At 56.3% G+C, this 25,758-nt stretch carries 23 protein-coding genes and 1 pseudogene; 3 read left to right on the top strand and 21 right to left on the bottom strand.

Annotation, left to right across the window (positions count from 1 at the left end):
* Positions 1 to 837, top strand: a complete 837-nt coding sequence (locus HKD40_RS01250) for an MBL fold metallo-hydrolase (RefSeq protein ID WP_169193903.1) — start codon at positions 1 to 3, stop codon at positions 835 to 837.
* A gap of 58 nt (positions 838 to 895) precedes the next feature.
* Here the strand turns inward: HKD40_RS01250 and HKD40_RS01245 are convergent, their stop codons facing one another.
* The 9 genes from HKD40_RS01245 to HKD40_RS01205 form a co-directional block, all read right to left on the bottom strand.
* A complete protein-coding gene (locus tag HKD40_RS01245) occupies positions 896 to 1,681 on the bottom strand; it encodes a MetQ/NlpA family ABC transporter substrate-binding protein (RefSeq protein WP_169193902.1) in 786 nt (261 codons plus the stop codon).
* 28 nt (positions 1,682 to 1,709) lie between these two features.
* Positions 1,710 to 2,384, bottom strand: a complete 675-nt coding sequence (locus HKD40_RS01240; protein ID WP_169193901.1) for a methionine ABC transporter permease — start codon at positions 2,382 to 2,384, stop codon at positions 1,710 to 1,712.
* Entirely contained in the window at positions 2,377 to 3,417 is a 1,041-nt protein-coding gene (locus tag HKD40_RS01235) for a methionine ABC transporter ATP-binding protein (protein ID WP_248306602.1), read from the bottom strand. Before HKD40_RS01235 ends, HKD40_RS01240 begins: the two co-directional genes overlap by 8 nt.
* A gap of 322 nt (positions 3,418 to 3,739) precedes the next feature.
* Entirely contained in the window at positions 3,740 to 4,816 is a 1,077-nt protein-coding gene (gene ugpC, locus HKD40_RS01230; RefSeq protein WP_169193900.1) for a sn-glycerol-3-phosphate ABC transporter ATP-binding protein UgpC, read from the bottom strand.
* Between the two features lie 21 nt (positions 4,817 to 4,837).
* The gene (locus HKD40_RS01225; RefSeq protein WP_169193899.1) at positions 4,838 to 5,686 is read right to left on the bottom strand and encodes a carbohydrate ABC transporter permease; all 849 of its coding nucleotides are present in this window, start codon (positions 5,684 to 5,686) and stop codon (positions 4,838 to 4,840) included.
* Positions 5,676 to 6,611: a sugar ABC transporter permease gene (locus tag HKD40_RS01220; RefSeq protein WP_169193898.1), complete on the bottom strand. Its 936-nt coding sequence runs from the start codon at positions 6,609 to 6,611 to the stop codon at positions 5,676 to 5,678. The genes HKD40_RS01225 and HKD40_RS01220 overlap by 11 nt, the downstream gene beginning before the upstream one ends.
* Positions 6,612 to 6,680: 69 nt before the next feature.
* Complete coding sequence (locus tag HKD40_RS01215) at positions 6,681 to 7,901, bottom strand: sugar ABC transporter substrate-binding protein (RefSeq protein WP_169193897.1); 1,221 nt, start codon at positions 7,899 to 7,901, stop codon at positions 6,681 to 6,683.
* A 16-nt stretch (positions 7,902 to 7,917) separates the two neighbouring features.
* Positions 7,918 to 8,766 (bottom strand): DUF4037 domain-containing protein, encoded by an 849-nt coding sequence (locus HKD40_RS01210; RefSeq protein ID WP_169193896.1) that lies wholly within the window; start codon positions 8,764 to 8,766, stop codon positions 7,918 to 7,920.
* A 4-nt stretch (positions 8,767 to 8,770) separates the two neighbouring features.
* Positions 8,771 to 10,099 carry an alpha-L-fucosidase gene (locus tag HKD40_RS01205; RefSeq protein WP_169193895.1) on the bottom strand — a complete coding sequence of 443 codons (1,329 nt, stop codon included), beginning with the start codon at positions 10,097 to 10,099 and terminating at the stop codon, positions 8,771 to 8,773.
* A gap of 207 nt (positions 10,100 to 10,306) precedes the next feature.
* On the opposite strand from HKD40_RS01205, the gene HKD40_RS01200 reads away from it, so the two are divergent.
* Positions 10,307 to 11,314 (top strand): LacI family DNA-binding transcriptional regulator, encoded by a 1,008-nt coding sequence (locus HKD40_RS01200; RefSeq protein WP_169193894.1) that lies wholly within the window; start codon positions 10,307 to 10,309, stop codon positions 11,312 to 11,314.
* A 225-nt stretch (positions 11,315 to 11,539) separates the two neighbouring features.
* Here HKD40_RS01200 and HKD40_RS01195 read toward each other — a convergent pair whose 3' ends face one another.
* From HKD40_RS01195 to HKD40_RS01180, 4 genes and pseudogenes are all read right to left on the bottom strand, one after another.
* The gene (locus HKD40_RS01195) at positions 11,540 to 12,265 is read right to left on the bottom strand and encodes a proteasome-type protease (protein ID WP_169193893.1); all 726 of its coding nucleotides are present in this window, start codon (positions 12,263 to 12,265) and stop codon (positions 11,540 to 11,542) included.
* A 17-nt stretch (positions 12,266 to 12,282) separates the two neighbouring features.
* Complete coding sequence (locus HKD40_RS01190; protein ID WP_169193892.1) at positions 12,283 to 13,083, bottom strand: transglutaminase family protein; 801 nt, start codon at positions 13,081 to 13,083, stop codon at positions 12,283 to 12,285.
* Between the two features lie 6 nt (positions 13,084 to 13,089).
* Positions 13,090 to 14,031 (bottom strand): alpha-E domain-containing protein, encoded by a 942-nt coding sequence (locus tag HKD40_RS01185; RefSeq protein WP_169193891.1) that lies wholly within the window; start codon positions 14,029 to 14,031, stop codon positions 13,090 to 13,092.
* A 21-nt stretch (positions 14,032 to 14,052) separates the two neighbouring features.
* Positions 14,053 to 14,676: pseudogene (locus HKD40_RS01180) on the bottom strand (circularly permuted type 2 ATP-grasp protein); the annotation flags it as partial.
* Positions 14,677 to 14,946: 270 nt separating this feature from the next.
* On the opposite strand from HKD40_RS01180, the gene mazG reads away from it, so the two are divergent.
* Entirely contained in the window at positions 14,947 to 15,762 is an 816-nt protein-coding gene (gene mazG / locus HKD40_RS01170; protein ID WP_169193889.1) for a nucleoside triphosphate pyrophosphohydrolase, read from the top strand.
* Between the two features lie 157 nt (positions 15,763 to 15,919).
* Here mazG and HKD40_RS01165 read toward each other — a convergent pair whose 3' ends face one another.
* The 8 genes from HKD40_RS01165 to dusB form a co-directional block, all read right to left on the bottom strand.
* Positions 15,920 to 16,309: a hypothetical protein gene (locus tag HKD40_RS01165; RefSeq protein WP_169193888.1), complete on the bottom strand. Its 390-nt coding sequence runs from the start codon at positions 16,307 to 16,309 to the stop codon at positions 15,920 to 15,922.
* Between the two features lie 143 nt (positions 16,310 to 16,452).
* On the bottom strand, positions 16,453 to 17,805 hold the full coding sequence (gene hflX / locus HKD40_RS01160; protein WP_169193887.1) for a GTPase HflX: 1,353 nt from the start codon (positions 17,803 to 17,805) through the stop codon (positions 16,453 to 16,455).
* A 6-nt stretch (positions 17,806 to 17,811) separates the two neighbouring features.
* Positions 17,812 to 18,063, bottom strand: coding sequence for an RNA chaperone Hfq (gene hfq / locus HKD40_RS01155; protein WP_169193886.1), 252 nt, complete (start codon positions 18,061 to 18,063; stop codon positions 17,812 to 17,814).
* Positions 18,064 to 18,236: 173 nt separating this feature from the next.
* Positions 18,237 to 19,619: a sigma-54 dependent transcriptional regulator gene (locus HKD40_RS01150; protein WP_169193885.1), complete on the bottom strand. Its 1,383-nt coding sequence runs from the start codon at positions 19,617 to 19,619 to the stop codon at positions 18,237 to 18,239.
* Positions 19,620 to 21,950, bottom strand: coding sequence for a PAS domain-containing sensor histidine kinase (locus tag HKD40_RS01145; protein WP_169193884.1), 2,331 nt, complete (start codon positions 21,948 to 21,950; stop codon positions 19,620 to 19,622).
* A 172-nt stretch (positions 21,951 to 22,122) separates the two neighbouring features.
* The gene (gene ntrC / locus HKD40_RS01140; protein ID WP_169193883.1) at positions 22,123 to 23,574 is read right to left on the bottom strand and encodes a nitrogen regulation protein NR(I); all 1,452 of its coding nucleotides are present in this window, start codon (positions 23,572 to 23,574) and stop codon (positions 22,123 to 22,125) included.
* Positions 23,571 to 24,710, bottom strand: coding sequence for an ATP-binding protein (locus HKD40_RS01135; RefSeq protein WP_169193882.1), 1,140 nt, complete (start codon positions 24,708 to 24,710; stop codon positions 23,571 to 23,573). Before HKD40_RS01135 ends, ntrC begins: the two co-directional genes overlap by 4 nt.
* Positions 24,707 to 25,717: a tRNA dihydrouridine synthase DusB gene (dusB, locus tag HKD40_RS01130; protein WP_349236776.1), complete on the bottom strand. Its 1,011-nt coding sequence runs from the start codon at positions 25,715 to 25,717 to the stop codon at positions 24,707 to 24,709. The genes HKD40_RS01135 and dusB overlap by 4 nt, the downstream gene beginning before the upstream one ends.
* Between the last annotated feature and the right edge of the window lie 41 nt (positions 25,718 to 25,758).

The following is a 25,758-nucleotide window of genomic DNA, read 5'->3' as shown; positions in this document are numbered from 1 at the left end:
ATGGCCAAACCCGACCGGATCATCGCGACCATTCTGGGATGCGCATCATCCGGCGGCGTGCCGCGTTTAGGCAATATCTGGGGCGCGTGTGATCCACTCGAGCCCCGCAACCGCCGTACCCGTTGCGCCTTGCTGGTTGAGGCCTGGCAGAACGGCGTGGATGAACCGACGCGCGTGCTCATCGACACCGGCGCTGATATGCGCGAGCAATTGCTTGCTGCAAATGTGGGGCGTCTTGATGCCGTGCTGTATTCGCATGAGCATGCCGACCACACTCATGGGATCGACGACCTGCGCGTGCTGGCACTACAGAGCCGCAAGCGGGTCGCCGTTTATTACTCTGAGGCGTGCGGCGAACGCCTGAATCTTGCGTTCGGCTATTGCTTTAAAACTCCTGCAGGCAGTTCCTACCCGCCAATTCTCGACGCCCACGTCATTGCCGATGGTGACACCGTGAGCATTGACGGGCCGGGCGGCACAATCGACTTTCTCGCCTTTGACATGGTCCACGGCGATATTATGTGCTTCGGGTTCCGCGTCGAAGATTTTGCTTATTGCTGCGATCTCTCAGCACTGCCGCAAAGCTCCGAGGCTGGCATGACCGCGCTCAAGACGTTGATTATCGATGCTTTGCGACCGACACCCCACCCGAGCCATTTGAGCCTGCCCGAAGCCTTGGACATGATCGAGCGCTTTGCCCCGCAGCAAGGCATTCTCACCAATCTGCACATTGACCTCGACTATCACACGACGGACGACGAAACGCCGCCCAATGTGACGCCTGCCTTTGATGGCATGTGCATCGATGTGCTGACCGGCCACATTCTCAATCGCTGACAAAAAAAGGGCGCCTCGGATATCCGAAGCGCCCCATTCATTTGGCTATGCGCAGTGCTTACCAGCCTGCGAGTATCGAACCCTTGAATTCGGTTTCGATGAACGCCTTGATTTCATCGTTGTGGTAGGACGCGACCAGATCCTTGACCCACTGCAAGTCCTTGTCTTCCGAACGGACGGCAATGACGTTTACGTATGGGCCGGTTGGGCTTTCGCGCAGGATCGAACCGTTGACTGGGTCGAGACCAGCGTCTTCAGCGTAATTGGTGTTGATGCCAGCAGCATCCAGATCTGGCAGAGTGCGCGCGAGCTGAGCAGCGTCGATTTCGAGGAACTGCACGTTCTTCGGGTTTTCGATAACGTCGATCACCGAAGCCTTCGTACCAACGCCTTCCTTGAGCTTGATCAGGCCAGCGGATTCCAGAAGCAGCAGAACACGACCGCCATTGGTTGGGTCGTTCGGGAGGCCGATCTTTGCGCCTTCTGGCAGGTCTTCAAACTTCTCGAACTTGTCCGAGTAAACGGCGATCGGGAAGTTCACGGTGACAGCGACGGTTTCGATCTTGTAGCCGCGATCAGCGATCTGGTTGTCGAGGTATGGCTGGTGCTGGAACGAGTTGGCGGTGAGGTCGCCGGTCGACAGCGCTTCGTTCGGAATGACGTAATCCGAGAACTCCAGGATTTCCAAGGTGTGCCCCTTGGCTTCGAAGATCGGCTTAACCTGTTCCATGATCTGGGCGTGTGGGCCAGGGGTGACGCCAATCTTGACGTCTTCAGCAAAGGCTGGGGCTGCGATCAGCGATGCACCAGCGATCAGGGCAGCAGTAAAAGTCTTGAGGCTCATTTGAACAATCCGACTATTGGGAGAAAGATTAATGACGCGACCGCTTGTCGAAGCGGTTTGCGAGGAAGTCGCCCAGGCTTTGTACGCTCTGGACAATGACGATGAGCACCAGCACCACAGCCAACATGACGTCTGGCATAAAGCGCTGATAACCAAAACGAATACCCAGATCGCCCAAACCACCACCACCAACAGCGCCGACCATGGCCGAGAAGCCAATGAGGCTCACAATGGTCAGGGTCAGGCCGAGGGTGATGGCAGGAAGCGCCTCTGGGAGGAGGACCTTTTGCACGATCTGCAGAGGGCTTGCGCCCATTGAACGGGCCGCTTCGATCAGGCCGCGGTCAACGCCACGAATAGCGCCTTCGATGATGCGGGCGATAAAGGGCGCAGCTGCGATTGTGAGAGGGACAATCGCTGCCGTGGTGCCGATGGAGGTCCCCGCGATAAGTCGGGTCAGCGGCACGATGGCGACGACGAGAATGATAAATGGGGTCGAACGCGCGGCGTTGACGATAAGGCCAAGAATGGCGTTGAGGGCAGGGGCCGCAAACAGTTCGCCCTTTTGGCTGGTCGCCAGAAAGACGCCCAGCGGCAAACCGATAGCCGTCCCGACGATGCCGGACACCAAGACCATGTGGAACGTCTGGACAAGGCTATTCCAGAACAGGTTCAGCATTTGAGGCGAGAAGATCTCAAGCATAGCCAAGAACCTCCGTTTCGAGACCTAAGGTGCTGGCCTCTGTTTGCAGTGCAGCCAGCTTTTCCGGAGTTGCGTCGGCGCTGATGACCAGTGTGCCGAAAGGTTTGCCGTGGATATGGTCGACCTTGGCTTGAATAATACCGAAATCGAGACCTAGGCGGCGGGTTAGGACCGAAAGGAAGGGCTGCGCTGCGCCTTCACCCTTGAACGTGAGGGTGACATAGGCCTGCTTGCCAACCGCAGGAGCGGAAACGATCCGGTTGCGGATGTGCTCGGGCAGGGCGGTGCCTGTTAATTCGGACACGAACTTGCGCGTCGTCGCATTGGTTGGCTGGGTGAAGACGTCATAGGTCGGGCCTTGCTCGACGATATGACCGCCTTCGATGACCGCGACACGGTCTGCCACAGCCTTGATCACGCTCATTTCGTGGGTGATCAGGAGAACGGTGAGGTTAAACTCGGCATTGACCTGACGCAGGAGCGCCAGAATAGATTCCGTAGTTTCTGGGTCGAGCGCTGATGTGGCTTCGTCCGACAGCAGAACCTTGGGCTTGGTCGCCAAAGCGCGAGCGATACCGACACGTTGTTTTTGGCCGCCGGACAGTTCGGACGGATAGCGATCGGCCTTATCGGCCAGCCCGACCAGATCGAGCAGCGGCAGGACGCGCTTTTTGATCTCGGCGGCCGGAACGCCAGCGATTTCGAGAGGCAACGCAACATTGCCATAGGCCGTGCGTCGCGCCAGCAGGTTAAAGTGCTGGAAGATCATGCCGATTGAACGACGTTCATCGCGCAGCTGCTTTTCGGACAGCGCAGAAACCTCAACCCCATCAACGATGACCTTACCCGCGGTTGGCAGTTCAAGGCCATTGATGAGCCGGATCAGGGTCGACTTGCCGGCGCCGGACTTGCCGATGACACCGACAATGTTCCCACGCGGGATATCGAGATTGATGCCGCGCAGTGCGAAGACCTGATCATTCCCACCACGGGCAGCATAAGTCTTCTCTACGCCTTGCAGTCGGATCGCGATATCGGATGCCTCATGTGTGGGAGGCGATGTGTGGTCTAGATGGTCAGGCACAGTTATTCCTTTGCTCGACTAACTTTGTCGTCTTTATGCGCCAATCTGTCGAGCGAACGAAATTCAAATGAACCGTTCACCTCAGGATTTTTGTCTTTAGAAGACGCCTTCTGCGCAAATTTCCTCTCAACCCTTTGAATGGGCGGGGTTTATAGCCAAAACGACTATAGCAGATTGCGCGTAAAAGTGGCCAGCACAGTGACTGGCCACGCTCGGCTTCGTGAAGCTGTGCGGGGGAGGCGACGCTCGAGTTTTTGGCCTACCGAGATTCTTAGGAAGGGATATCACCGATGCGGTGACCACTGGTCGTATCGAAGAGTATCATCTTCGATACATCGGTGCGCACAGACATTGGTGAGCCAATTGATCCGAACAAGCGATCCCGTGTGAGTACGGTGAGATCATGCGCACCAGCGTGCACAACGAGATGGGTTTCCGCCCCGGTCGGTTCTATGCTCTGCAACGTGCCGGAGATTGGCCCGTCGCCAAGCGCGATGTGCTCGGGACGTATGCCTGCGGTAATGGATTTTCCGTGTAGGCCACGCGCGCTAGCTGGAAGCGGCCAACGAAGCCCATCTGCGTCAACCAAGACGGGTTCGTTCGTTGCATCAACCTGCCCAATGAGAAAGTTCATTGCAGGCGACCCAATGAAGCTGGCGACGAAACTATTGGCCGGTTGATCGTAGATATCTAAGGGCGAGCCAACTTGTTCAATGACGCCAGCGCGCATGACCACGATGCGGTCTGCCATCGTCATAGCTTCCATCTGGTCATGGGTGACATAGATCATTGTCGCGCCGAGGCGGCTATGCAGCGCTTTGATTTCACTTCGCATTTGAACGCGCAACTTGGCGTCGAGATTGGACAGGGGTTCGTCAAAAAGAAACACAGCAGGATTACGCACAATGGCGCGTCCCATCGCAACACGCTGCCTTTGGCCGCCGGACAATTGGCGCGGGTAGCGATCCAGCAGAGGTTGAAGGTGGAGGATTTCGGCGGCGCGGTTCACCTCTGACGCAATGTCAGTCTTGCTCTTTTTGGCGAGTTTTAGGGAAAACGCCATGTTGTCGTAAACGGTCATGTGCGGGTAGAGCGCGTAGCTCTGGAACACCATCGCGATGTCGCGCTCTTTGGGTTCGAGGTCATTGACCACGCGATCGCCTATGGCAATTTCGCCATCAGTGATGGTTTCGAGACCCGCGATCATACGCAGCAGGGTCGACTTTCCGCAGCCCGATGGTCCCACGAGCACCACGAACTCGCCATCCTCGGCGTTGACGGACACCCCATGCAATACCTGGGCAGCGCCGTAGGCCTTGACGACATTACGAATTGAAACACTGGCCATGATGACCTCCTGTTTTCGCGCCTATCGACCGCCCATGCCGGCATTGAGTGCGATGGACTTGTAGATGAGTTTTTGGAGCAGAATAGCGAGAGCAATGCCTGGCACCATGGACAGGGTCGCGCCCGCCATGATGAAGTTCCATTGCGTACCCGCTTGGGTTTGAAATTGGGTCAACCCCACAGGCAGCGTGGCATTCTCGGTGCCGGTCATGACGATCAGCGGCCAGAGGAAGTTGTTCCATTGACCAATGAAGGTGAAGAGCGACAGCAGGCCGATCGCTGGCATGGAGAGCGGCACGATAATGGAGATGAGGATACGCAAACGCGAGGCGCCATCTATGCGTGCAGCCTCTTCAAGCTCCATGGGTATGGAGAGGAAGAACTGCCGCATGAGAAACGCGCCGAAGGTGCCGAAGGCAACGGGTAGGATAACCCCTTGGAACGTGTTCACCATGCCCAGTGCGTTGACGATAAGAAACAGCGGAATGATCAGCATGATCCCCGGAACCATAAGCGTGCCAAGGTAGCCCATCAGCAAGAGGTCGCGCCCGGGGAAGTTCAGTCGGGCAAACGCGTAACCAGATAGGCACGAAACAATGACGGTGATGATGGTCACACTCACGGCGACAATCATGCTGTTGAGAAAAAACCGCCCGAACGGCAACTCGGTCCAAGCCCGCACGAAATTGTCCCATTCGAACTGATGGGGGATCAGGCGTACGGGTGTTGCCAGAACCTCCACATTGGAGCGCACGGCATTGGACACCATCCAGAAGAATGGGAAGAGGAAGATGAGTGCCACGATGATCAGCAACACATGGCTGACCAGTTCGGCCGGGGTAAAGTGCAGGTTTTCGCGCTTAGTTGTCATAGTGCACCCACTTGCGCTGTAGCCAGAATTGGAAGGCGGTGAGCGCCATGATCATGGCAAACATCACCCACGCGATCGTTGAGGCATAGCCCATCTGGAAGTTCTGGAAGCCACGCTGGTAGATGACGTAGCCCAGGGTCGCCGTGGCATTGCCGGGACCGCCGCGGGTCATGACATAGATCTGATCAAACACCTGCAGCGAGGAAATCGCCGTCATCACCATGCCAAAAAACAGCGTAGGGGAAATCAAGGGGAGGCGGATCTTCCAGAACCGGTCCCAAGCGGTAGCTCCATCAATACGCGCTGCCTCAAGGTAGCTTTGAGGAACCATATCGAGCGCAGCATTGAACAAGACCGTGTTGTAGCCGACGCCAGCCCAAAGCGAGACGATGATCACGGCCTGCATGGCCAGACCTTGATTGGTCAGCATGTTTGGCATGGTGACGGAAATGGCCTGCATCACCCCATCAAAAAAACCGCCCGGCATGAAGATCAGCAGCCACACTATGGAGACAGCAATGCCGGGCGTGAAGGTGGGGAGAAAGAAGATGACCCGGAACCATTTCTGGCCGAACTTGGCGCTCGATATCCATGTCGCAAGGGCCAATGAAATCACGAGGTTGAGGATCAGATACTCGACCGTGAAGAACAAGGTGTTGCGCAGAACGGGCCAAAACTGCGGATCAGCAGTGAGCAGACGTTGATAATTGGCGAAACCAACGAACTCTGGCGTGCCAAGGAGCTTCCAATTGGTGAAACTCAGAACCACCGAGGCCAGAATGGGGAGCACAAGGAAGAGGATCATGCCGATGAGGCCGGGCAGCAGGAAGAACAATGCTGTGCGGGCTTCCCGCGCCGCAATGCGGCTCTTCTTGGGGTTCACTGGCACAACTATGCGCGTTGCGCCCGTTTCTATCGCTGTCATGGCTCCGTCCCTTGCTAAACTGAGGGTGACCCCGCGGAATTGCTCCCGCCGGATCGGGGGGAGAAGGTTTTAGAACGGCAGCTGGTTCTGAATGTCAGTCAGGACAGCTTCGGTCGTTGAGTCACCCTGCAAGGCCAGTGGCATGTACTGGGTGATCAGATTTTCAAAATCGTTGTACTTTTCGTTCAGACGGAACTTGGTCGAGTGCTCAAAAGCGTAGGTGAGCGCCTCGCGTGCGCCGACGACATCCTTTGCGGCCTCGTCGTACCAGAATTTTTGGGCGTCGAGACGGCCCGGCAGCGCCCGGCCAGCGGTTGCAAGGATTTCGGCAGCTTTCGGGCCGGTGAGAACGGCGAGAGCCTTAAAAGCCTCATCCTTGTGCTTGCTGGCGGCGGCAACACCCCAGCCAGAACCTGCAGTGATGAAACGAGACGGCCCATCGCCACGCGGCAGTGGCGCCACGCCGATTTTGAAATCAACGCTGTCTTTGGTCTGGACCAGCACCCAAGGACCATCGATGTACATCGCTGCTTCACCGGTCGCAAATCGACCACTCCCAGTGATTGCGCCTGCCCCTGAGGCGAAGACTGGCGACGTCTTGTCGACATTGACGAGATCAACATACTTTCCGACGGCCTCGACATAGCCAGGGTTAGCTGCGTCGAACTCATCGGCGTCATTAAGGTATTCGGCGCCCAAAGCGACCGGACCGGCAATGAAGTCAAATGCCTGAGTGGCGTAACCGTATTTGCCATCGCCGGTAAGCTTGAGCGCGGCATCGCGGAAGTCGTTGAAGGTCCAGTCTGGGGCTGGGGTCGGAATGCCCGCTTCTTCAAAACGGTCTATATTGTAGTAGACGACCCAAGGGCCAACGTCATAGGGCAGGGCGTATTGCGTATCGCCATGTGAAAGCCCCTCCATAATGGAGCTTTCGTAGAGATTGACGTCAAACCCTTCCTTCTCGAAGTATGGATCAAGCGGCTCAAGAATGCCGTAGAAGGTGGGCATGCGCATCGACTGCATGGCGACGATGTCAGCAATTTGCCCGGATGAAGCAAGAACGGGCAGGCGCGTCCAATAATCCGTCCAACCCGAGAACTGTGGCGTCACCGTAATATTCGGATACTGTTCGGTGACCAGTGCTGCAAGGCTTCCGAACAGGGCGCTGTCTTTTTCATCGCCCCACATTTGCCAGGTCAGATTGACCTGTTCCTGACTGTAACTTGGGGCAGCAAACAGGGATGCACTGGCTAAGGCCGTTGTGGCCAATAAAACAAGATGTCGTCTCACGATAGTCTCCTCAAGCCTACGAAAGATCTCCACGGGCCTCCGGCCGCAGCTCCACGACTGCGGATGGAAGTTTTCGACCGACCTCGGCCGATATCAGGGTCTCCACATCGTTGATCATGGAGACAATATTTTCGCGTTGGCGATGCCACCGATCCGGGGCGTTTCCCGGTTCGACAATTTCGACCATGCGTTCAACAAAATGCGGGGGCAGCTGTGGCAGTTCATGGGCCAAGACTAGGTTCCAGCCATCGCCCGGGAAGTATCGCCGGTTAAAGGCGAACACGACCTGCATGATGGCATTCACCAACTTGCCAGTGATGCCAGCGAGAAACACGAGGTCGAGCCGGATGACCTTACTGGTGTAATGGTAATCGCTCTTCCAATAATCCAAGATTTTGCGGTAATGCGTAAAGATCGCGCTACGCAATATCTCCGGAAACACCGCGAGCTCCATCCTCCAGGATTGCAGCTCTCCGCGGGGATCGTAAGCGATAAGCTGGGTACTGAGGTCTGTTGGGAGCTGATACCCCCAGATCGTCCACTCGAACTGCTTTTCGACCACTTGTCCGGCCAGCCAACCATTCAGATCACGCCGCACGCCTTGATAGCTGCGCATCCAAATGCCATCCATGCGGGCACCAAGCTTCTGAAAGCGCCGCTGCTCCAGCAAGAAACGCTGCCATTGTGGGGTTTGCTGCAAGTGCGGACGATAGGCGTCCGAATAGGCGCGGAAATCATAATCCGACAACGCATCGGCACGCCCTTTACCGTGCGAGCCGGCCAGCGCGACCGCTGCCGCACCGTCTTCCGCCAGATCGGCGATCAGCGGTACCATGACAGCGATAAGTTCGTCGCGCAGGCTCATTGTCTTATGCCTCGTCGTGGAGAATGAGTTCTACGACGGGCGACACCATGTCTGGCTTGAGAACCGGTAGCTCCAAAGTCAGCATATTGGCGCCGACAGCGACGCCGATATTGCTATCAACTTCCGCCTTAGGGTCCAGCCAGTGGATCTCGCTCGCATCGTGCAAGAGCTGGGCATAGCGCACCTTGCCGCCCAGATTGGCGATGTGAACATGACGGAACGGCCAAGTCTGCAAATGCAGATAGAGCCTGTTACCCTTTTGCGTGAATTTGCAGCCGTTCGGTGCCTGATATTTGGACGGCCCAGCGCCATAAATGGAGCGGCTATTATAATGCAACCACTCGCCATAGGTCTGAAGCGCAGTGACGGCGCGCTTGTCGAAGGTGCCACGACCTGTCGGGCCAACATTCATAAGTAGATTGCCGCCGAGAGCAACGGTGTCGACGAGGATATTGATGAGCTGATCAGCATCCTTCCACGTGCTTTCGTCGCGGTGATAGCCCCAAGAGCCCGAGAAGGTATGGCACACTTCCCAGCGCACCGGGCGGCCATTGATGGTTGGGGCTTCGCGCGGCGTATATTGCTCCGGGGTCGCCAGATCCTTCGGGAAATTCCCATCGGTTGGCAGGTCGAGACGGTCGCCGACAATAATGTCGGGCTGGAGCTGGCGCACGAGGCCAATGAGTTCCTCGCTTTCCCAATCAGTCCGACCTTTTCCGGGCATGCCGCGATAGTCGCGATTGGGATAAGAGAAGTCGAACCAGATGACCGAAATTTCACCGAACTCTGTCAGGAGCTCAGTCACCTGATTGCGCATGTATTCAGCGTATTTGCGGATGTCGCGGCTCTTGTTCATCTCGAGCGCATCAGGGTGATTGCGCAGCGCATGAATGCCGTCGATCGGGAATTCCGGATGATGCCAATCGATCAGCGAATAGTAGAAGCCGACCTTTAGGCCTTCGGCACGAAACGCTTCGACATATGGCTTCAAGAGGTCCTTGCCATATGGAGTGTTGGTCGCCTTGTAGTCCGTAAACTTACTGTCCCAAAGACAGAAGCCTTCGTGGTGCTTGGCAGTCAGCACCACATATTTCATCCCCGCTTCACGGGCATGACGTGCCCATTCCTTGGGGTCGTATAGGTCCGGATTAAAATTCTCAAAATACTTGGCGTAGTCTTCGGGCGATGTTTCCTCGCGGTTCATGACCCATTCGTGCCGAGCGGGCAGGGCGTATAGACCGAAGTGGATGAACATCCCAAAGCGATCTTCTGAAAACCAGGCCTTGCCACTTGCGCCATCATCGGCGCGGCTCAGCGTCAGCGAGCTATCCATCAATTCCTCCCAGAAGCATATCGAACCGGTTCGATATAATAGTTTGCCGAGATGTTAACTTTGTCAAGAAGGGTAAGATCAAAAATCGCACGTCACTGAAATGGGGCTTGAAGTCTGGCCGATTTTGCCTAGAAATGCGCAGGAAAGCGGTACGTATATCATTCGAAGTTCGCAGCGCTCTAGCAATTGAAACGGTTCGATAAGAGCATGGCCACGATACGTGACGTTGCCAAAATTGCAGAAGTTTCTGTTTCCACCGTGTCGCTTGCGTTCAGCAATCCGGGGCGGGTGAGTGCGGCTACCTTGGAGAAAATTCGTGCCGCTGCTGCGACCGTTGGTTATGCGGCTGATCCGCTGGCGCAGAGTCTGGCGCGCGGCCGTAGTCGTATGATTGGGTTCGTTGTCGGTAATGTCGGTAACCCGTTTTTTGGCGATATACGACGTGAGCTAGAGAACTACGCACTCACCCATGAGCACTTCGTTTTGGTCACGGATACCTCGGGCCAGCCGGAGCGGGAGCGGGCGCTCATTGAGCATCTTGTCGGGCTCAAAATTGCCGGTCTAGCCCTGGCGCCGGCCAGCTCGGGCAAGGATTACGTCGATTTTATCCAATCCCTGAACATTCCCGTGGTTTGTTTTGACCAGAAGATCGCCGGTCTGGAACGCGACTTTGTGGGCTCGGATAACTTTATGGCCGGCGCGATGCTCACTGAGCATCTTCTACAACTCGGTCACAAGCGCATCGCCTTCATAAAAGGACCGGACCATTTCAACACCGCTGCGGAACGCTATCGGGGCTTTGTGCAAACGATGGCCGGAGCGGGCGCTGATGTTAATCCCGCCTATGTGGTGGATGGCAAATTCACGCGATCTGGCGGCTATGCGGCTGCAATGAACCTCTTGGTGCAATCGCAGCGGCCCACAGCCATAATCGGCGCGAACAATACGGTTGCGCTGGCGGCCTTGCAGGCTATGCAGGAACTTGGCTTCCGATGCCCGGACGATATTTCGCTGGCAATGATCGACACCGTGCAATGGGCCGACGTAATCACGCCGAAGATCACCACCGTGGTTCAGGATTCCGTGCAGCTGGGCAATATCATCGCGCAACGGCTTGTGCATCGCATAACCAAACCAGAGTTTGCAGCAGAGCCTGCGCAGGACTTTACACTGACACCAAGATTTGTCGCTGGCGCTTCGTGTCGCAAGCTTTAGTGACGGCTCGGTGCAGCAGGCGTCACATGAGCCGTGACGGAGCAAGTTAGCCAACCAGTTCGCCTTAGCTTTCTGCGCTGTCATTTGCCAAATCGATGGGATGTCGATCAGAATTCACCAATCAGATTGTTCCATAATATATATTATGCGCTATTTTATATAATGTCCCCCTACGGCAATCAGACTGGCGATGGCTCCAAAACGGTGAAGGATTGTTGGCTGCGGCTAGTCGAGTGATGGCAGCTGATGGAATGCATCTTTGAGCGCAGCGCCCCAGCCTTCAGATATCGCCACGTAATATGGATCGTTCCGCTCAAACCGCCTTTGCGCCTCGAGGTCGAAGCTATCCTTGTTGTAGATCTGCAGATCGAGCGGCAGCCCCACCGAGAGATTGGATTTGAGCGTAGAGTCAAAGGAAACCAGCAAGAGCTTGATCGCCTGATCAACGCTCATTTCTCGCTCATAAGCGCGCACCAGGATTGGCTTTCCGTACTTATGCTCGCCGATTTGGAAGAACGGCGTGTCAGCGGAGGATTCAATAAAATTGCCCTCTGGGTAGATGTAGAACAGCCGCGGCTCTTCACCCTTGATCTGCCCACCGAGGATAAACGACGCCCCAAAAGCATCTGCATTCTGCCCACCCGGCGCGGCATCGCGGATGACTTCTTTGACCACTGAGCCGATGAGCTGTGCTGTCTGGAACACGCTTCCAGTGCTGTGCAGTGTCGGTTGCCCAGGTTTTGGCGTGCGAATACGCTCGTCCAAGAGGCTTGAAACAGCTTGCGTCGTCGCCAAATTTCCCGCTGACAGCAAGACGATAGCACGCTCTCCGGGAACGCTCCAGTTACGCATTTTCGAGAAGACAGAGATGTTGTCGAGCCCTGCATTGGTGCGGGTGTCGGACATGAAAATCAGCCCACGATCCAGCTTCATACCAACGCAATACGTCATGGGTCTTCGTCCTATTCCTACTGTTCGACGCTGATATGGACGTCTAGCGTCTCGCCAGCTGCCCCCATCCGCACGCCTGAGACAGGAGCGGCCGAACGATAGTCTAGGCCGACGGCGATTCGAACATAATTGTGGTTTGGACAGATATTGTTGGCGGCATCGAAGCCAACCCAGCCCAGACTGTCCACATAGGCCTCGGCCCAGGCATGGCTCGCTGTCTGGTCGGTTACGCCTTCCATGCGCAAATAGCCCGAAACATAGCGCGAAGGAATGCCGAGGAGCCGCGCCGCTGAGAGGAAGATATGGGAATGGTCTTGGCAGACCCCTGCTCCATTATCGAGCGCCACTTCAGCCTCAGTTGCGACGCTCGTTGTGCCGGGCGAATAGACTACGCGGGAATGGATCGTGTTCATTAGAGTGTGCAGTAAGGCGAGCTGATCGGCCTGTTCATCGCGAATGCCCTCTGCCAGCTCGCGAATATGCGGGCCTGCTTTGGTGAGGTCGGTCACGCGCTCATAAATCCAAAGTGGAGGGCCACCAGCACTCTTGCCAACGACCCCTGCCCGATCCTCCGTCTCGACTACACCATGGGCCTGCACGATGATGCTGTCGGCACTGCGCTCGTGCTTGAACAGCTCGACCTTGTTGCCAAAACCGTCGACATAGCTGACCTCCCGATCAGCTCCACTCACTTCGACGCTCCATTCACGCACAACCTGCCCCGCGATATTTTGCGGCCACAAGCGAAGCCGCTGCAGCGCAAAATTGACGGGCTGGTCATAGTCATAGCGAGAGGTGTGATTGATGGTGAGCAGCACTTTGGATCAATCGAAGTTGTAGACTTCGGCGATTTCCACGCCCAGCCGATTGTTGCATTCAATAAAGTCGGTGAGGAATTCGTGGAGACCGCCGTCGAAAATTGGCTCGATAGTGGTGTCGTTCAGCGTCGCCAACGTCCGTTCAGCAGAGCTGTGGCACACATGCCGCTCACCATAATCCTTCGCCAGAAAATTGAGATTTTCGACGATATTGCGATACGCAAAATTCAGCGATCGCGGCATGCGGCCATCAAGAATGAGATAGTCAGCAATCTGCGCCGGGCGATAATCCCCCGCATAGACCCAACGATAGGATCGGTGCGCCGAAACCGAGCGCAGGATCGACTCCCATTGATAATTATCAATGGTGGAGCCAACATAAGACACAGCCGGCAAGAGCACATAATACTTCACGTCAAGAATACGAGCCGTATTATCCGCTCGCTCGATGAAGGTGCCAATGCGGGCAAAATTGAAGATCTCATTGCGCAGCATGGTGCCGTGAAAAGCCCCGCGAATAAGCGAGGTCTGTCGCTTGATATGATCAAGCACCGGCGGAATGTCGCTCTGCGGTACTGGATCGCGCAGCACGTCATTGAGCGCCATCCACGCCTCGTTGACCGCTTCCCAAGCGTCGCGCGTTAGCGCAGTTCGTACCATGCGGGCATTAGCGCGAGCAGACTCGATTGTGGCGAGCACACTCGACGGATTATCCCGGTCCCGTAGGATGAAGTCCGAGACATTCGCCGCATCAAAACTCTTGTACTTATCGGCAAAACGCTGGTGCGCGCCCGCCGAGGACACCACGGAGGACCATTCCTCTGAGGCATTGTTCGTGCGCGTCAGCGCCATGCGCAGGCCGGCATCAATAATACGGGCTGCGTTTTCCGCTCGCTCAATATAGCGATGCATCCAAAATAGACCGCTCGCGGTGCGTCCAAGAAGCATTAGTCAGGTCCCCTCGCCCGCTTAATCGTCCAGTATCCAAGTGTCTTTGGTGCCGCCGCCCTGGCTGGAATTGACGACGAGCGAACCCTCTTTCAGAGCCACGCGCGTCAATCCACCGGGGGTAATGCGTACCCGATCAGACACCAATACAAAGGGGCGCAAATCCACGTGACGCGGGGCCAAACCCTTTTCGGTCAAGATGGGTGTCGTCGACAACGCAAGGGTCGGTTGAGCAATGTAGTTGCTGGGCCGCGCCTTGAGCTTTTCAGAGAAGGCTTCCAGCTCCTTCTTGGACGCTGCGGGACCGACCAGCATGCCGTAACCGCCCGAGCCGTGGACTTCTTTTACGACCAGCTCATGGAGGTGTTCGAGCACGTATTTCAGGCTATCTGCCTCCGCGCATCGGTAGGTCGGCACATTCTCCAAGATCGCTTTGCGTCCGGTATAAAACTCAATAATTACGGAAGGCCCCCTCTGCATCGGAGACCTTGCGGCTCAGCTTCTCTGGCGTCTGCGTTTCATACCATTGCTGGAGACCCGCATAAGGCGCTCTGACTCCCTGACCTGCGGTCAGCATTTCGTCAAATGGGTTCACTCAATCCCTCCCAGTCCTTCGATATTCAAACGGGAAATTGGGAATGGCAAGTCTTTGTTTAAACGATAGGCACATAGCAGCCATGACTAACATCTGTGCAGTCACGCGCTGAAGGCGAGGCCCGAAGGGCTAAAGCCGCATGGGTTTCTTGGAAAATACTGCCATGGCAGGAAAAACTACATCCAAGGCTGCGGCCTACTAAGCGATGATTAGCGCAGTGGTCGGACGAGACACTCGCCATCCGTATCGGAGATTTTGCACTCAAAAACAGCGCCCCTGACTATGGTAGGCACGACGATTCCCTCCCGTTGGAGCATTCTATGCAGCCCTCCCGTGACCTTTCCCGCCTTATCGAAATCATGGCGCGGCTACGCGACCCCAATGGCGGCTGCCCCTGGGATCTGGAACAGGATTTTCGATCTATCCGGCACTACACGATCGAAGAAGCCTATGAAGTCGCTGACGCCATCGAACGCGAAGATTTCGCCGATCTGCGCGAAGAACTTGGCGATCTCATTCTTCAGCCGATCTACCACGCGCAAATGGCCAAGGAAGCCGGCCATTTCGATATTGGCGACGTCATCTTTGCCATCACCGAGAAATTGATCCGGCGCCATCCGCACGTGTTTGGCGATGTGGATGCGGATAGCGCGAGCGATGCGCAGGTCAAATGGGAAGCCATCAAAGCGCAGGAACGTGCCGCAAAGGCCGCGCGCAAGGGCGAGCAAACACCTTCGCTGCTTGACGATGTGCCGGAAGTTCTTCCCGCCCTAATGCGTGCAGAAAAGCTGACCAAGCGCGCCGCAAAGGTTGGATTTGATTGGGAAAATCTGGAACAGGTCCGCGCAAAAATTTCGGAGGAACTCGACGAAGTCGCCGAAGCAGAAGCGTCCGGAAATGCTGACGCGATCCGCGAGGAAATCGGTGACCTGTTGTTTGCTGTTTCCAATCTCGCGCGCAAGGCAGGGGTTGATCCTGAGGCTGCGCTGCGTGATGCCAATGCAAAGTTCACGCGTCGCTTCCACTATGTTGAAGCCCGCTGCCGTGAAGACGGGGTTTTGCCGGCCGACGCTGGGCTTGAGCGCATGGACGGGTATTGGAACGAAATCCGGGCGAAGGACAAGGGCAGCCTTTAAGCGAAAAAAACGGCTACAACGGAGGACAGCGGTAATCCATTTTCAACCACAAAGGGTGCCCCTCGCTGCCCGCCCCCATGTCTCCGAACGGAGTTCCGCGCCTCAACGTGGGCAACAAAAGCACCGCTTTCGTAAATCACACCATCTAATGTTCGCGTCAGGATGCACCGTAGGCCGTCTTAATTGTTTGACGGATTGGATAAGCCAAAATGCTGCATGCGCTGCCTACGTAGAGTACATAAGATATTGCGACTGCCACAGATAGTATGCGTGCCAAGACGCGGGGAGCACGGTGGAGAATGGACATCGTCGCCGCATAGCTGAGCACGACACTGGAAATACCAATTCCGACTAAGCTGACATCCTTAAAACTCTCGACTACGGTCTTTATGTAGGGTGCGTATTGATACCAAACTTTATCATATTTCACGATAGCAGATAGTGTCATTGCCACCACGCCACCAAATATGAGGACCATAGTAGTTGCCAGCGCCCTCACGAAGCCGCTTGCGATTATCTGTGCAGTTTTTCCCTTAGTCTCCGCCATTCCCGCCCCTGTAGATCTGGAATATTCTTTAGTGGCAGATATCTATCACCAGATAGGGCGTAAACGTCAAATTGTGGTGGGAGCACTTTGGTACATCCAAAAAAACCCCGAACTCTCGTCCGGGGTTCCTTGATTTCGCTTTCTTAGGCTTCTATCCGGCCATTGAACCGCTCGAGAAACTCATCACGGTGCCGGGCGTCAATGCGAACAACAAAATCCGTGCCTTTTTCGGTCGGGTCTTTTTGCTCGATCACTTCGCCGTTCTTGTGGAGCCAGCCGATATCAGCACCTGCCGCGTGCGGGACGAAGACCTGATAGGTCCGGCCTTGCTCGCCAAGCGTTTCTTCGATCTTGGTGAGAAGAGCATCAACGCCCTGCCCTGTATGCGCCGACACTGGAATGGATGCGAGAACGCGACCTGCCGGATGCGCGGCAGCCAGCTGCAAGGCCGGGTCTTCGAGAAGATCGACCTTATTCCAGATCTCGATGACCGGCTTTGTCTCCGACGACACGCCAAGCTCATCGAGCACGGTGAGAACGTCCTGGGCCTGTGCGGCGTGGTCTGGATTGGCGATGTCCCGAACGTGCAGAATAATGTCTGCGTCCGTGACCTCTTCCAGCGTGGCGCGGAAAGCGGCGACAAGATCGTGCGGAAGATCGGCAACGAAGCCTACAGTGTCTGACACCATGACCTCACGGCCATGCGGCAGAGCGATCTTGCGAACTGTCGTATCCAGTGTCGCAAACAGCAGGTTTTCTGCGAAAACGCCCGCATTTGTGAGGCGATTGAAGAGGCTGGATTTGCCGGCGTTGGTGTAACCCACCAAAGCCACAACCGGGATTTTGGCCTTGGTCCGCTGTGCGCGTTGCTGAACACGCGTCTTGCGCACCTTATTGAGGCGATCTTCCAGCAGGACGATACGCTCAGTGATCTGGCGGCGGTCGCTTTCGATCTGGGTTTCACCCGGGCCACCCATAAAGCCAGTGCCGCCCGAGCCGCGCTGACGTTCCAAGTGGGTCCAGGAGCGCACGAGGCGCCCCTTTTGGTAATTGAGATGCGCCAACTCAACCTGCAACACGCCTTCGCGCGTCGCAGCACGTTCCCCGAAAATCTCGAGGATGAGCGCAGTGCGATCCAGCACTTTGGTGCCTGTTTCGCGTTCCAGATTGCGTTGCTGAATAGGGGTCAGCGCTGCGTCGACGAGCAGAAGCTCAATCTTCTCAGCTTTGACCTTCTCGGCGATGGTTTCGACGTGACCTGCGCCAAGATAGGTTGCGGGCCGAATTTCTCGGACCCGCATGACCTCAGCGAATATGATGTCGAGACGTATAGCACCAGCCAAGCCGACAAACTCGGCAAGGCGTGATTCAACATTGTGATATGTGGCGCGTCCCCGAACATCAGGAACGACCAAACCGGTGCGTGTCGGCTGTTCTTGCCGATCTATGTACGGCTTGGGACCGGTAGCCCAGCCGTCCTCCTCAAAATCATCCATATATGGTCAGTCGCTGTCTTGTGCCGTTTCCGGATCGAACAGCTGGATCGGCGCGCCTGGCATGATGGTCGAGATGGCGTGCTTGTAAACCAGTTGAGACTGGGAATCGCGACGAAGAAGAAGGCAGAAATTGTCAAACCAGGTGATCACACCTTGAAGTTTAACGCCGTTCACCAAGAATATAGTGACTGGTACTTTCTGTTTACGCACGTGGTTCAGGAATGAATCCTGTAAGTTCTGCTGCTTTTCGCTAGCCATTTTTGGCCTCTTTCGCGGCTTTATTGTCGCTGTTGTTTTCGCATTGTGTGCGCTGGACTTTGAAGGACTGCCGCACAGGCTTCAAAACCCTAGTCTTCAGTAGTCAGTTCAATATGACATAAATACCCGAACATGCCTACCCGCTCGCGCGCATGGCTGTCCGGCATTATCTGTCACAACCCCAACGACTTGATCTTACGGTGAAGCGCACTGCGCTCCATACCAACAAACTCTGCCGTCTTGGAAATGTTCCCGCCGAAACGCTCGATTTGCGCCAAGAGATATTGGCGTTCGAAAACTTCGCGAGCTTCTCGCAACGGCAGGCTCATCAGATGCGCCGACGAATCGGTGTCACCTACGGTCGGCAGGACTTCACCAATATCTGACGGCAACATAGTGGCAGTGATTATGCCATTCTCAGGTTGCTGATCTTTCATCAAGATCAGCAAGCGTTCGATCGAATTGCGCAGCTGGCGCGCATTGCCGGGCCACTCTTGTGTCTGCAGAACCGCCATCGCGTCATCGCCAATCGTGACGCGCTGCAAATTATGCATACGGCAAACTTGGTCGATAAAGACCTGCACCAGTGGTGGTACGTCCTCGCGGCGCTCCCGGAGCGGCGACAAAGGCAGAGGCACAATAGACAAACGATGGAAGAGATCGGAGCGGAATTCGCCAGCGTCGATCTGCGCAGCGACATTCTGGGACGAGGCCGCAATGATGCGAACGTCGATCGCCACCGATTGTGCACCACCAACGCGGCTGAACTTGTTCTCAACCAAGGTGCGCAGCAGCGTCTGTTGGACAGGTGCTGGGAGAGCGGTCACTTCCGAAAGATAGAGCGTCCCACCGTGCGCGCGCTCAAGGGCGCCCACTTCGACTTTCAGGAGACCGGACTTGTCGCGAGCCTCGCGCCCGAACAACACGACGGCAACTTCATCGGGCGCATAGAGCGAGGCGTTGATCTCGATGAACGGCGCATCAGAACGCGGGCTACGCGTGTGGATGGCGCGCGCAACGAGGCCCTTGCCTGAGCCAGACGGCCCGGAAATGAAGATGCGCGAATTGGTCGGGGCCGACTTTTCAATCAGTGCACGCACCTGCTGGAGCGCGTTAGAATTGCCGACCATTTCGGAGTTTTTGGACGGCGTACGTTCTTTGAGCTCCGCAACTTCTGTGCGCAGTCGCGTAGCCTCCAGAGCCCGTTGGGTGACATGCAGAAGGCGGTCAATCTTGAACGGCTTTTCGATGTAGTCGTAAGCGCCGCGCTTGATCGCCGAAACCGCGGTTTCAACATTGCCGTGACCCGAAATCATCACCACGGGCATGTCCGGGTGTTGGCTCTGGATCACATCCAAAAGCTGCAGACCGTCGAGGCGGGAGCCCTGCATCCAGATGTCCAAAAATACAAGGCTTGGGCGACGACGTGCGATTTCATTGAGCCCAGAGTCAGCGTCATGCGCCTGCCGGGCGTCGTAACCTTCGTCTTCGAGGATGCCTGCGATCAGATCGCGGATATCGTCTTCATCGTCGATAATGAGAATGTCGAGTGCCATCTACTTGTGAACAACCGCTGTATCCAGCGGTTCCTCCTTTTGGGGCGTCTGGTCAGCTGGGGTGTCTTCCCCTTCCGACGGGCCGCTAATTGCGGGGTTCTGCAAAGGCAGGGTGAAAGTGACACAGGCGCCAACACGACCGTTGACGTCTGGTTCTGCATCGACCAATTCGACGATACCGCCGTGTTGTTCGATAATTCTAGCGACGATCGCAAGGCCCAGGCCGGTGCCTTTTTCGCGGGTCGTCATATAAGGCTCAAGCAGGCGCTGGCGATTGTCCTTCGGCCAGCCCTTGCCGTTGTCCGACACAGAGACGCGCGCGTTACGTCCCTCGATATGAGCGTCCACTGTGATTGTTGGCTGCCATTCGGCTGTGAGGGGGATGCCCTCAAAGGCCTCGACGGCGTTCTTGATAAGATTGGTCAGCACCTGCGCCATAAGACGCGCATCAAACCAAGCCACGATGGTTTCATCTGGGAGTTGGGTGGTGATGTTGACCTCAGGCAAGCGCACGCTTTCGAGGAACACGGCTTGGCGAACGGTGTCCGTCAAATCGGAGCGCTCAGGCGCTGCCTCTGGCATACGCGCGAACGCAGAAAATTCGTCAACCATGCGGCCAATGTCGCCGACCTGCCGGACAATGGTGTTGATGCACTTGTCAAAGACTTCCCGATCATCATCAAGCTTGTTGCCATAGCGGCGGCGCAGTCGCTCTGCTGAAAGCTGGATCGGTGTCAGCGGGTTTTTAATTTCGTGGGCAATGCGTCGGGCTACGTCTGCCCAGGCCGAGGTACGCTGCGCCGATTCAAGATCGGTAATATCGTCGAAGGTAACGACATAGCCCTTGGACTCGGTGATGGTGCCCTCGCGCGTGAGCTGAACCTGATAAATACGGCGGTTGGTTTCATTACCGATTTGGATTTGGTCACGCACCTGCCCACGGCGCGCCGAACGCGCCTTCTCAAGTGTCGGTGCCATCTCGGGCAGGATGGCTTCGATGCGTTCGCCCATCAGCTCGATTTCCGAACGCCCCAGCATGTCGCACGCACGCGCGTTGACCAAAGTGACCGATCCGAATGCGTCCAAACCGATGATCCCTGCGGACACGCCTTCCACCACGGCCTCAGTAAACTGCCGGCGCTTTTCGTTGACGTCGTTCGCTTTGAGCAATTCCTCGCGTTGACTGCGCAACTGCTCGGTCATGCGGTTAAACCCAGAGGAAAGATCATGGAGATCTCCCCGCTCCTCTTTGACCGGCACCCGAATATCCAAATCACCCGCAGACACATGGCGCGATGCGATCATGAGATTACGAATTGGGTCGACGAACCGATTGGCCAGTGCAATCCCGATCCACAGAGCGCCGAGCAGAAGAACCACGGCCAGACCGATGTACATGATTGTAAAGGTGATCTGGAACACGAGGCGATTGGACGTGTACTGGCGGTACTCGGAGATATTTTCGTCGGTCAGACGCATATATTCGAGCACTTCAGGGTCAACCGGGCGCACCACAAAAAGGAACGCATCGGCATAGCCGCGCAATTTGACGACCGAGCCAACAAACTGCGTTGAGCCCGGTGCAATTGCCGTCGGCACACCTTCAATCACGCCATCCGTAACCCCCGGAGGCGGCTGCGGATACGACCCAGAGACATTGATCTGGGCGCGAGCTAACGTGTTGCCATCTTTGTCGATGAGCGAGGTGAATGGGAGCGAGCGTGTAACCGCGAGCGCAGTCAAAATGCGTTCAAATCGCTGCGGGTCGGCATCATAGGTCTGGACGGCTTGCTCAAGCTCCGTGGCAACCCAGATAATGTCATCGCGCAGCACCTGAGCATGCTCGAGCATGTAGGACCGCGCCACGAGGCGCGAGCTTTCCACCATCGCGCGCGTGCGTTCGGAGAACCATTGGTCGAGACCTTGGTTCAGCGAGATCGACGCCACAACAGCGACTAGCACCGCAGGCGCTGCCGCTACGAAGGCGAACATGGTGACCATGCTGACCTGGAGCCCCGCCCCTGGCGTGCGGCGGCGATGTGCTTGCACCAGCAGAACGGCCTCGGTGACCACAAGGGCAATGACGAGCAACACCAAAACGGCAGTGACGATCCAAATGATCGTCCACACCATCGGTGATGGCTCAATATTGGTAGCACCGGATAGAATGAGGAAGGAAATAGAGGCGAGGATGACCGATGCGGTGACGACCACAAAGCCCAGCACGCGCAGGCCGTTGTTCTGCTGCGTGAGCAAAAGAGTGCGGCGCTCCGGACGCAAAGCGTCCGAGGTCAATTCGCGTTTCTCTGTGGCCGAAATCCATTCGGTCATTAAGCGCCTAACACCCCTATCGTCGGCGCAAGAGGGCTGCGCCGCCAGTTGTCTCCCGCAGTCAATCAGTGACTTCTTATGGGAGATGGCAAAGCCTGACCCAATTCGAGCAACCCTTCAAGATAAATGTTGCCAAAATGTGACAGTGCCTGTGGGCGATCCGATCGGAGGCCTAAAGCCCCCGACGGCTGTGCTTAACAATCTCGATGGAATGGGTGCGGATCTTCTTGCGTAAAGTGTTGCGGTTGAGCCCTAAAAGGTCCGCGGCCTTAATCTGATTGCCACCACAGGCATTGAGGGCCATTGCGATCAACGGTGCTTCGACACGATCAATTACGCGCTGATACAATCCTGCTGGCGGCAGGTTCGGCTCATACTCACGCAAGACTTCGCCAACGTGAGTCTCAACCGCCATCGAGAGATCGACGGGGCCAGCAACCATCGTCGGTGCCGAGATGCGGTCAGCAATATTGAGCTCATTTTGGACGATTTCAGCCGAAATCTGCTCGTCGGCATAAAGCGCTGCAAGCCGACGCACGAGGTTTTCAAGCTCGCGGATATTACCCGGCCAAGAGTAGTTCTGCATGAGGCGGATGGCTTCAGGCGAGACGGTCTTTAAGGGCTCGCCTTCACGCTGCGCTGCACGGAGGAAATGTGCGACCAAATCCGCAATGTCATCGGTGCGCTCGCGCAGTGGTGGCAAGCGGATGGGCACGACGTTGAGGCGGTAGTACAGATCCTCACGGAAGAGACCCTGGCGGATCATCTGGCTAAGATCACGGTGCGTCGCAGCGACGATACGGACGTTGGTCTTGATCGGGGTGCGCCCGCCGACCATGGTGTATTCGCCCTCTTGCAAGACGCGCAGCAAACGGGTTTGCGCATCCATCGGCATATCGCCAATTTCGTCGAGGAACAGCGTGCCGCCTTCGGCTTGTTCAAAGCGCCCCGATGACCGGGCATTTGCGCCCGTAAAGGCACCCTTCTCGTGGCCGAACAATTCGGCTTCGATCAAGTCGCGCGGAATGGCGGCCATGTTAATGGCAACGAAGGGGCCATTGCGCCGCTTACCAAAGTCATGAAGCGCACGAGCGACCAGCTCCTTACCCGTCCCGCTTTCGCCCGTCACCATGACCGTGAGGTCGGTCTGCATCAGGCGTGCGAGCGCGCGATAAATGTCCTGCATGGCCGTGGAGCGACCAACCAAGGGCATGGATTCTGATGGCTCTTCCGCTTCGCGCTCAGCTTTGGTTGGCTTCTTAGCATCGGCCAAAGCGCGCGATACGACAGACAAAACCTCAGTAATATCAAAGGGCTTAGGAAGATATTCGTAAGCACCAACTTCAGACGCGCGGATCGCAGTCATGAAAGTATTCTGGGCGCTCATCACGATCATCGGAAGCTCGGGACGGAGCTTTTTGATTTTCGGCATGACGTCGAAAGCACTGCCGTCGGGCATGGCAACGTCGGTGATCAGAATATCCCCTTCGCCACGGCTCACCCAATTCCACATGGTCGAGATATTGCCTGTGGGGCGCACTTCATACCCTGCACGGGTCAACGCTTGGTTCAGCACCATACGGATCGCCGCATCGTCATCGGCAAGCAGAACGACATGGCTCATGAATTCGCGCCCTCTTCAGCTTCAACAGAGTCCTGCAAATCGCCTTTAGCGACCGGCAGAAGAATTCGGAAACGGGTACGACCCGGCCGGCTTTCGCAATCAATGACACCGCCATGATCGCCGATGATCTTTGCCACCAAAGGCAGACCTAAGCCTGAGCCGTTCATCTTCGTCGTGACGAAGGGGTCGAATAGGAATGGCATAATATCTGGCGGTACGCCGGGGCCGTTATCCTCAATCAAAATTTCAAGCGGCAGCGAAATGCGCTGCGCCACACCAGACACCGCTATGCGGATGCCGGGCCGGAAGGCTGTCGAAATTCGGATTTCAGGATTATGTGTTTTTTCAAGGGCTTCCGAGGCGTTCTTGATTAAATTCAAGAAGACTTGGATCAGCCGATCGCGGTTTCCCAGAACAGGCGGCAGCGAAGGATCGTACTCTTCGTAGAAGGTAATGCCGCGAGAGACGCCATTTCGAGCGAGCAGTTTGACCCGGTCAAGAACGACGTGAATATTGATCGGCTCACGCTCCAGCGGGCGTTCATCGCCGAACACTTCAACGCGATCAATCAGATGAACAATACGATCGGTCTCATCCCGAATGAGACGCGCCAGCGGCATTTCCTCTGGCGGGATAGAGGATTCCAGCAACTGTGCTGCGCCGCGAATACCAGAGAGTGGGTTCTTAATTTCGTGTGCCAACATCGCCGCGAGGCCCGTCACCGATTTTGCCGCGCCGCGAGACACCATCTGGCGGTCGATCTTATCGGCCATGGTGCGCTCTTGGATAAGAATGGCGATGCGGTCGTCACTGTCGGTTAGCGGACTAGCGAAAACGTCAGCAACGCGTTCGTCGCCAAAACGGGACGAACCAACCAAGACGCGGTACTCAGTCATTGGTGCGCGACGCTGGATCACACTTTCGACCAGCGAGATGATGGGCGACCCAAACGCAATAAGATCGTCTAGCGTCTGGCGCGACAGCACGCTCATTGATGCGCCGAAGAAGGCCTCAGCGGCATAATTGGCAAAGCTGATGTGCCGCTCTGCGGTGAGAACCATGATCGGCTGTGGCAGAGCCTGAAGGACAGATCGGGCTGCGATCGAGTCAACATCAGAGATAGTCGCATTTGTCATGCAGCGGCACTCCAATGGCCGGAAAATACGTCACCAATCAGTGCTATAACTGCACTCGGATTGTCGTTGTCTAGCAAAGCCTTACGGGTCGGCTTATCAAGTTGAAGATTGGCTGCGTCAGCATACCAATCGAGATGCTTGCGCGCAGCGCGCAGACCAACTTCGATGCCATAATCGCTCAGCATATTCTCGTAATGCTCTCTGATGAGCGCAATAAGGGCGTCGCCGGTTGGCGCTTCTGGCCCCACCTGCCCCGCCAAGGCCGCCCCGATTTGCGCAACCTTCCACGGTTGCCCCTGCGCGCCACGCCCAAGCATCACTGCGGCTGCACCAGATTGCTCAAGTGCTGTTCGTGCGCTGGCTTCATCGACGATATCGCCGTTAACGACGACAGGAACCGAAACACTTTCGACAACTTCGCGCACCAGCGCCCAGCGGGCCGTGCCCTTGTAGAATTGCTGGCGAGTACGGCCGTGAACGGTGATCATTTGCGCCCCTGCACTCACAGCAAGGTTCGCAATCTGGGGTGCATTGAGGCTGTCATCATCCCAACCGAGGCGCATCTTGACGGTCACCGGCTTGGATGTCGCGGCCGAAACCGCCTCGACAATAGCCAAAGCCTGGTCTGGAACGCGCATCAACGCAGAGCCGGCGTAACCCGTGGTGACGCGCTTGGCAGGACAGCCGAAATTGATATCGATAATATCGGCACCCGCATCTTCGGCAATGCGCGCACCCTCAGACATCCAATGCGGGTCGCAGCCCGCCAACTGGACCATATGAGGCAAGGAGCCCGCTCGCCCGAGCTTTTGAACCATGCCGCTGTGGCCGGTGGTCAAGGCCGCGCTGGCGACCATTTCTGACACAACCAAGCCCGCGCCAAACCGCTCCGCAATCTCGCGGAAGGGTCGGTCCGTGATACCGGCCATCGGCGCCAATATTGCACGATTGCGCAATGTGTGGCCCCCGATGCTCAACGGGCGTGCATTTGAAGACAAGAATTGCACCAGTTTTGGTCAGAAGTAAGGAAGTGCCTGCACAATAATCA

Source organism: Devosia sp. MC1541, assembly GCF_012847305.1.
Taxonomy (GTDB): Bacteria; Pseudomonadota; Alphaproteobacteria; order Rhizobiales; family Devosiaceae; genus Devosia.
The sequence above is the reverse complement of the archived record's forward strand: the minus strand, read 5'-3'. Positions and strand labels throughout refer to the sequence as shown.

Bases quoted from the DNA above. Each gene is read 5' to 3' on its own strand.
- HKD40_RS01250 (WP_169193903.1), top strand. From the start codon at position 1: ATGGCCAAACCCGACCGGATCATCGCGACCATTCTGGGATGCGCATCA.
- HKD40_RS01245 (WP_169193902.1), bottom strand. From the start codon at position 1,681: ATGAGCCTCAAGACTTTTACTGCTGCCCTGATCGCTGGTGCATCGCTG.
- HKD40_RS01240 (WP_169193901.1), bottom strand. From the start codon at position 2,384: ATGCTTGAGATCTTCTCGCCTCAAATGCTGAACCTGTTCTGGAATAGC.
- ugpC (WP_169193900.1), bottom strand. From the start codon at position 4,816: ATGGCCAGTGTTTCAATTCGTAATGTCGTCAAGGCCTACGGCGCTGCC.
- HKD40_RS01225 (WP_169193899.1), bottom strand. From the start codon at position 5,686: ATGACAACTAAGCGCGAAAACCTGCACTTTACCCCGGCCGAACTGGTC.
- HKD40_RS01220 (WP_169193898.1), bottom strand. From the start codon at position 6,611: ATGACAGCGATAGAAACGGGCGCAACGCGCATAGTTGTGCCAGTGAAC.
- HKD40_RS01210 (WP_169193896.1), bottom strand. From the start codon at position 8,766: ATGAGCCTGCGCGACGAACTTATCGCTGTCATGGTACCGCTGATCGCC.
- HKD40_RS01205 (WP_169193895.1), bottom strand. From the start codon at position 10,099: ATGGATAGCTCGCTGACGCTGAGCCGCGCCGATGATGGCGCAAGTGGC.
- HKD40_RS01200 (WP_169193894.1), top strand. From the start codon at position 10,307: ATGGCCACGATACGTGACGTTGCCAAAATTGCAGAAGTTTCTGTTTCC.
- HKD40_RS01195 (WP_169193893.1), bottom strand. From the start codon at position 12,265: ATGACGTATTGCGTTGGTATGAAGCTGGATCGTGGGCTGATTTTCATG.
- HKD40_RS01185 (WP_169193891.1), bottom strand. From the start codon at position 14,031: ATGCTTCTTGGACGCACCGCGAGCGGTCTATTTTGGATGCATCGCTAT.
- mazG (WP_169193889.1), top strand. From the start codon at position 14,947: ATGCAGCCCTCCCGTGACCTTTCCCGCCTTATCGAAATCATGGCGCGG.
- HKD40_RS01165 (WP_169193888.1), bottom strand. From the start codon at position 16,309: ATGGCGGAGACTAAGGGAAAAACTGCACAGATAATCGCAAGCGGCTTC.
- hflX (WP_169193887.1), bottom strand. From the start codon at position 17,805: ATGGATGATTTTGAGGAGGACGGCTGGGCTACCGGTCCCAAGCCGTAC.
- hfq (WP_169193886.1), bottom strand. From the start codon at position 18,063: ATGGCTAGCGAAAAGCAGCAGAACTTACAGGATTCATTCCTGAACCAC.
- HKD40_RS01150 (WP_169193885.1), bottom strand. From the start codon at position 19,619: ATGGCACTCGACATTCTCATTATCGACGATGAAGACGATATCCGCGAT.
- HKD40_RS01145 (WP_169193884.1), bottom strand. From the start codon at position 21,950: ATGACCGAATGGATTTCGGCCACAGAGAAACGCGAATTGACCTCGGAC.
- ntrC (WP_169193883.1), bottom strand. From the start codon at position 23,574: ATGAGCCATGTCGTTCTGCTTGCCGATGACGATGCGGCGATCCGTATG.
- HKD40_RS01135 (WP_169193882.1), bottom strand. From the start codon at position 24,710: ATGACAAATGCGACTATCTCTGATGTTGACTCGATCGCAGCCCGATCT.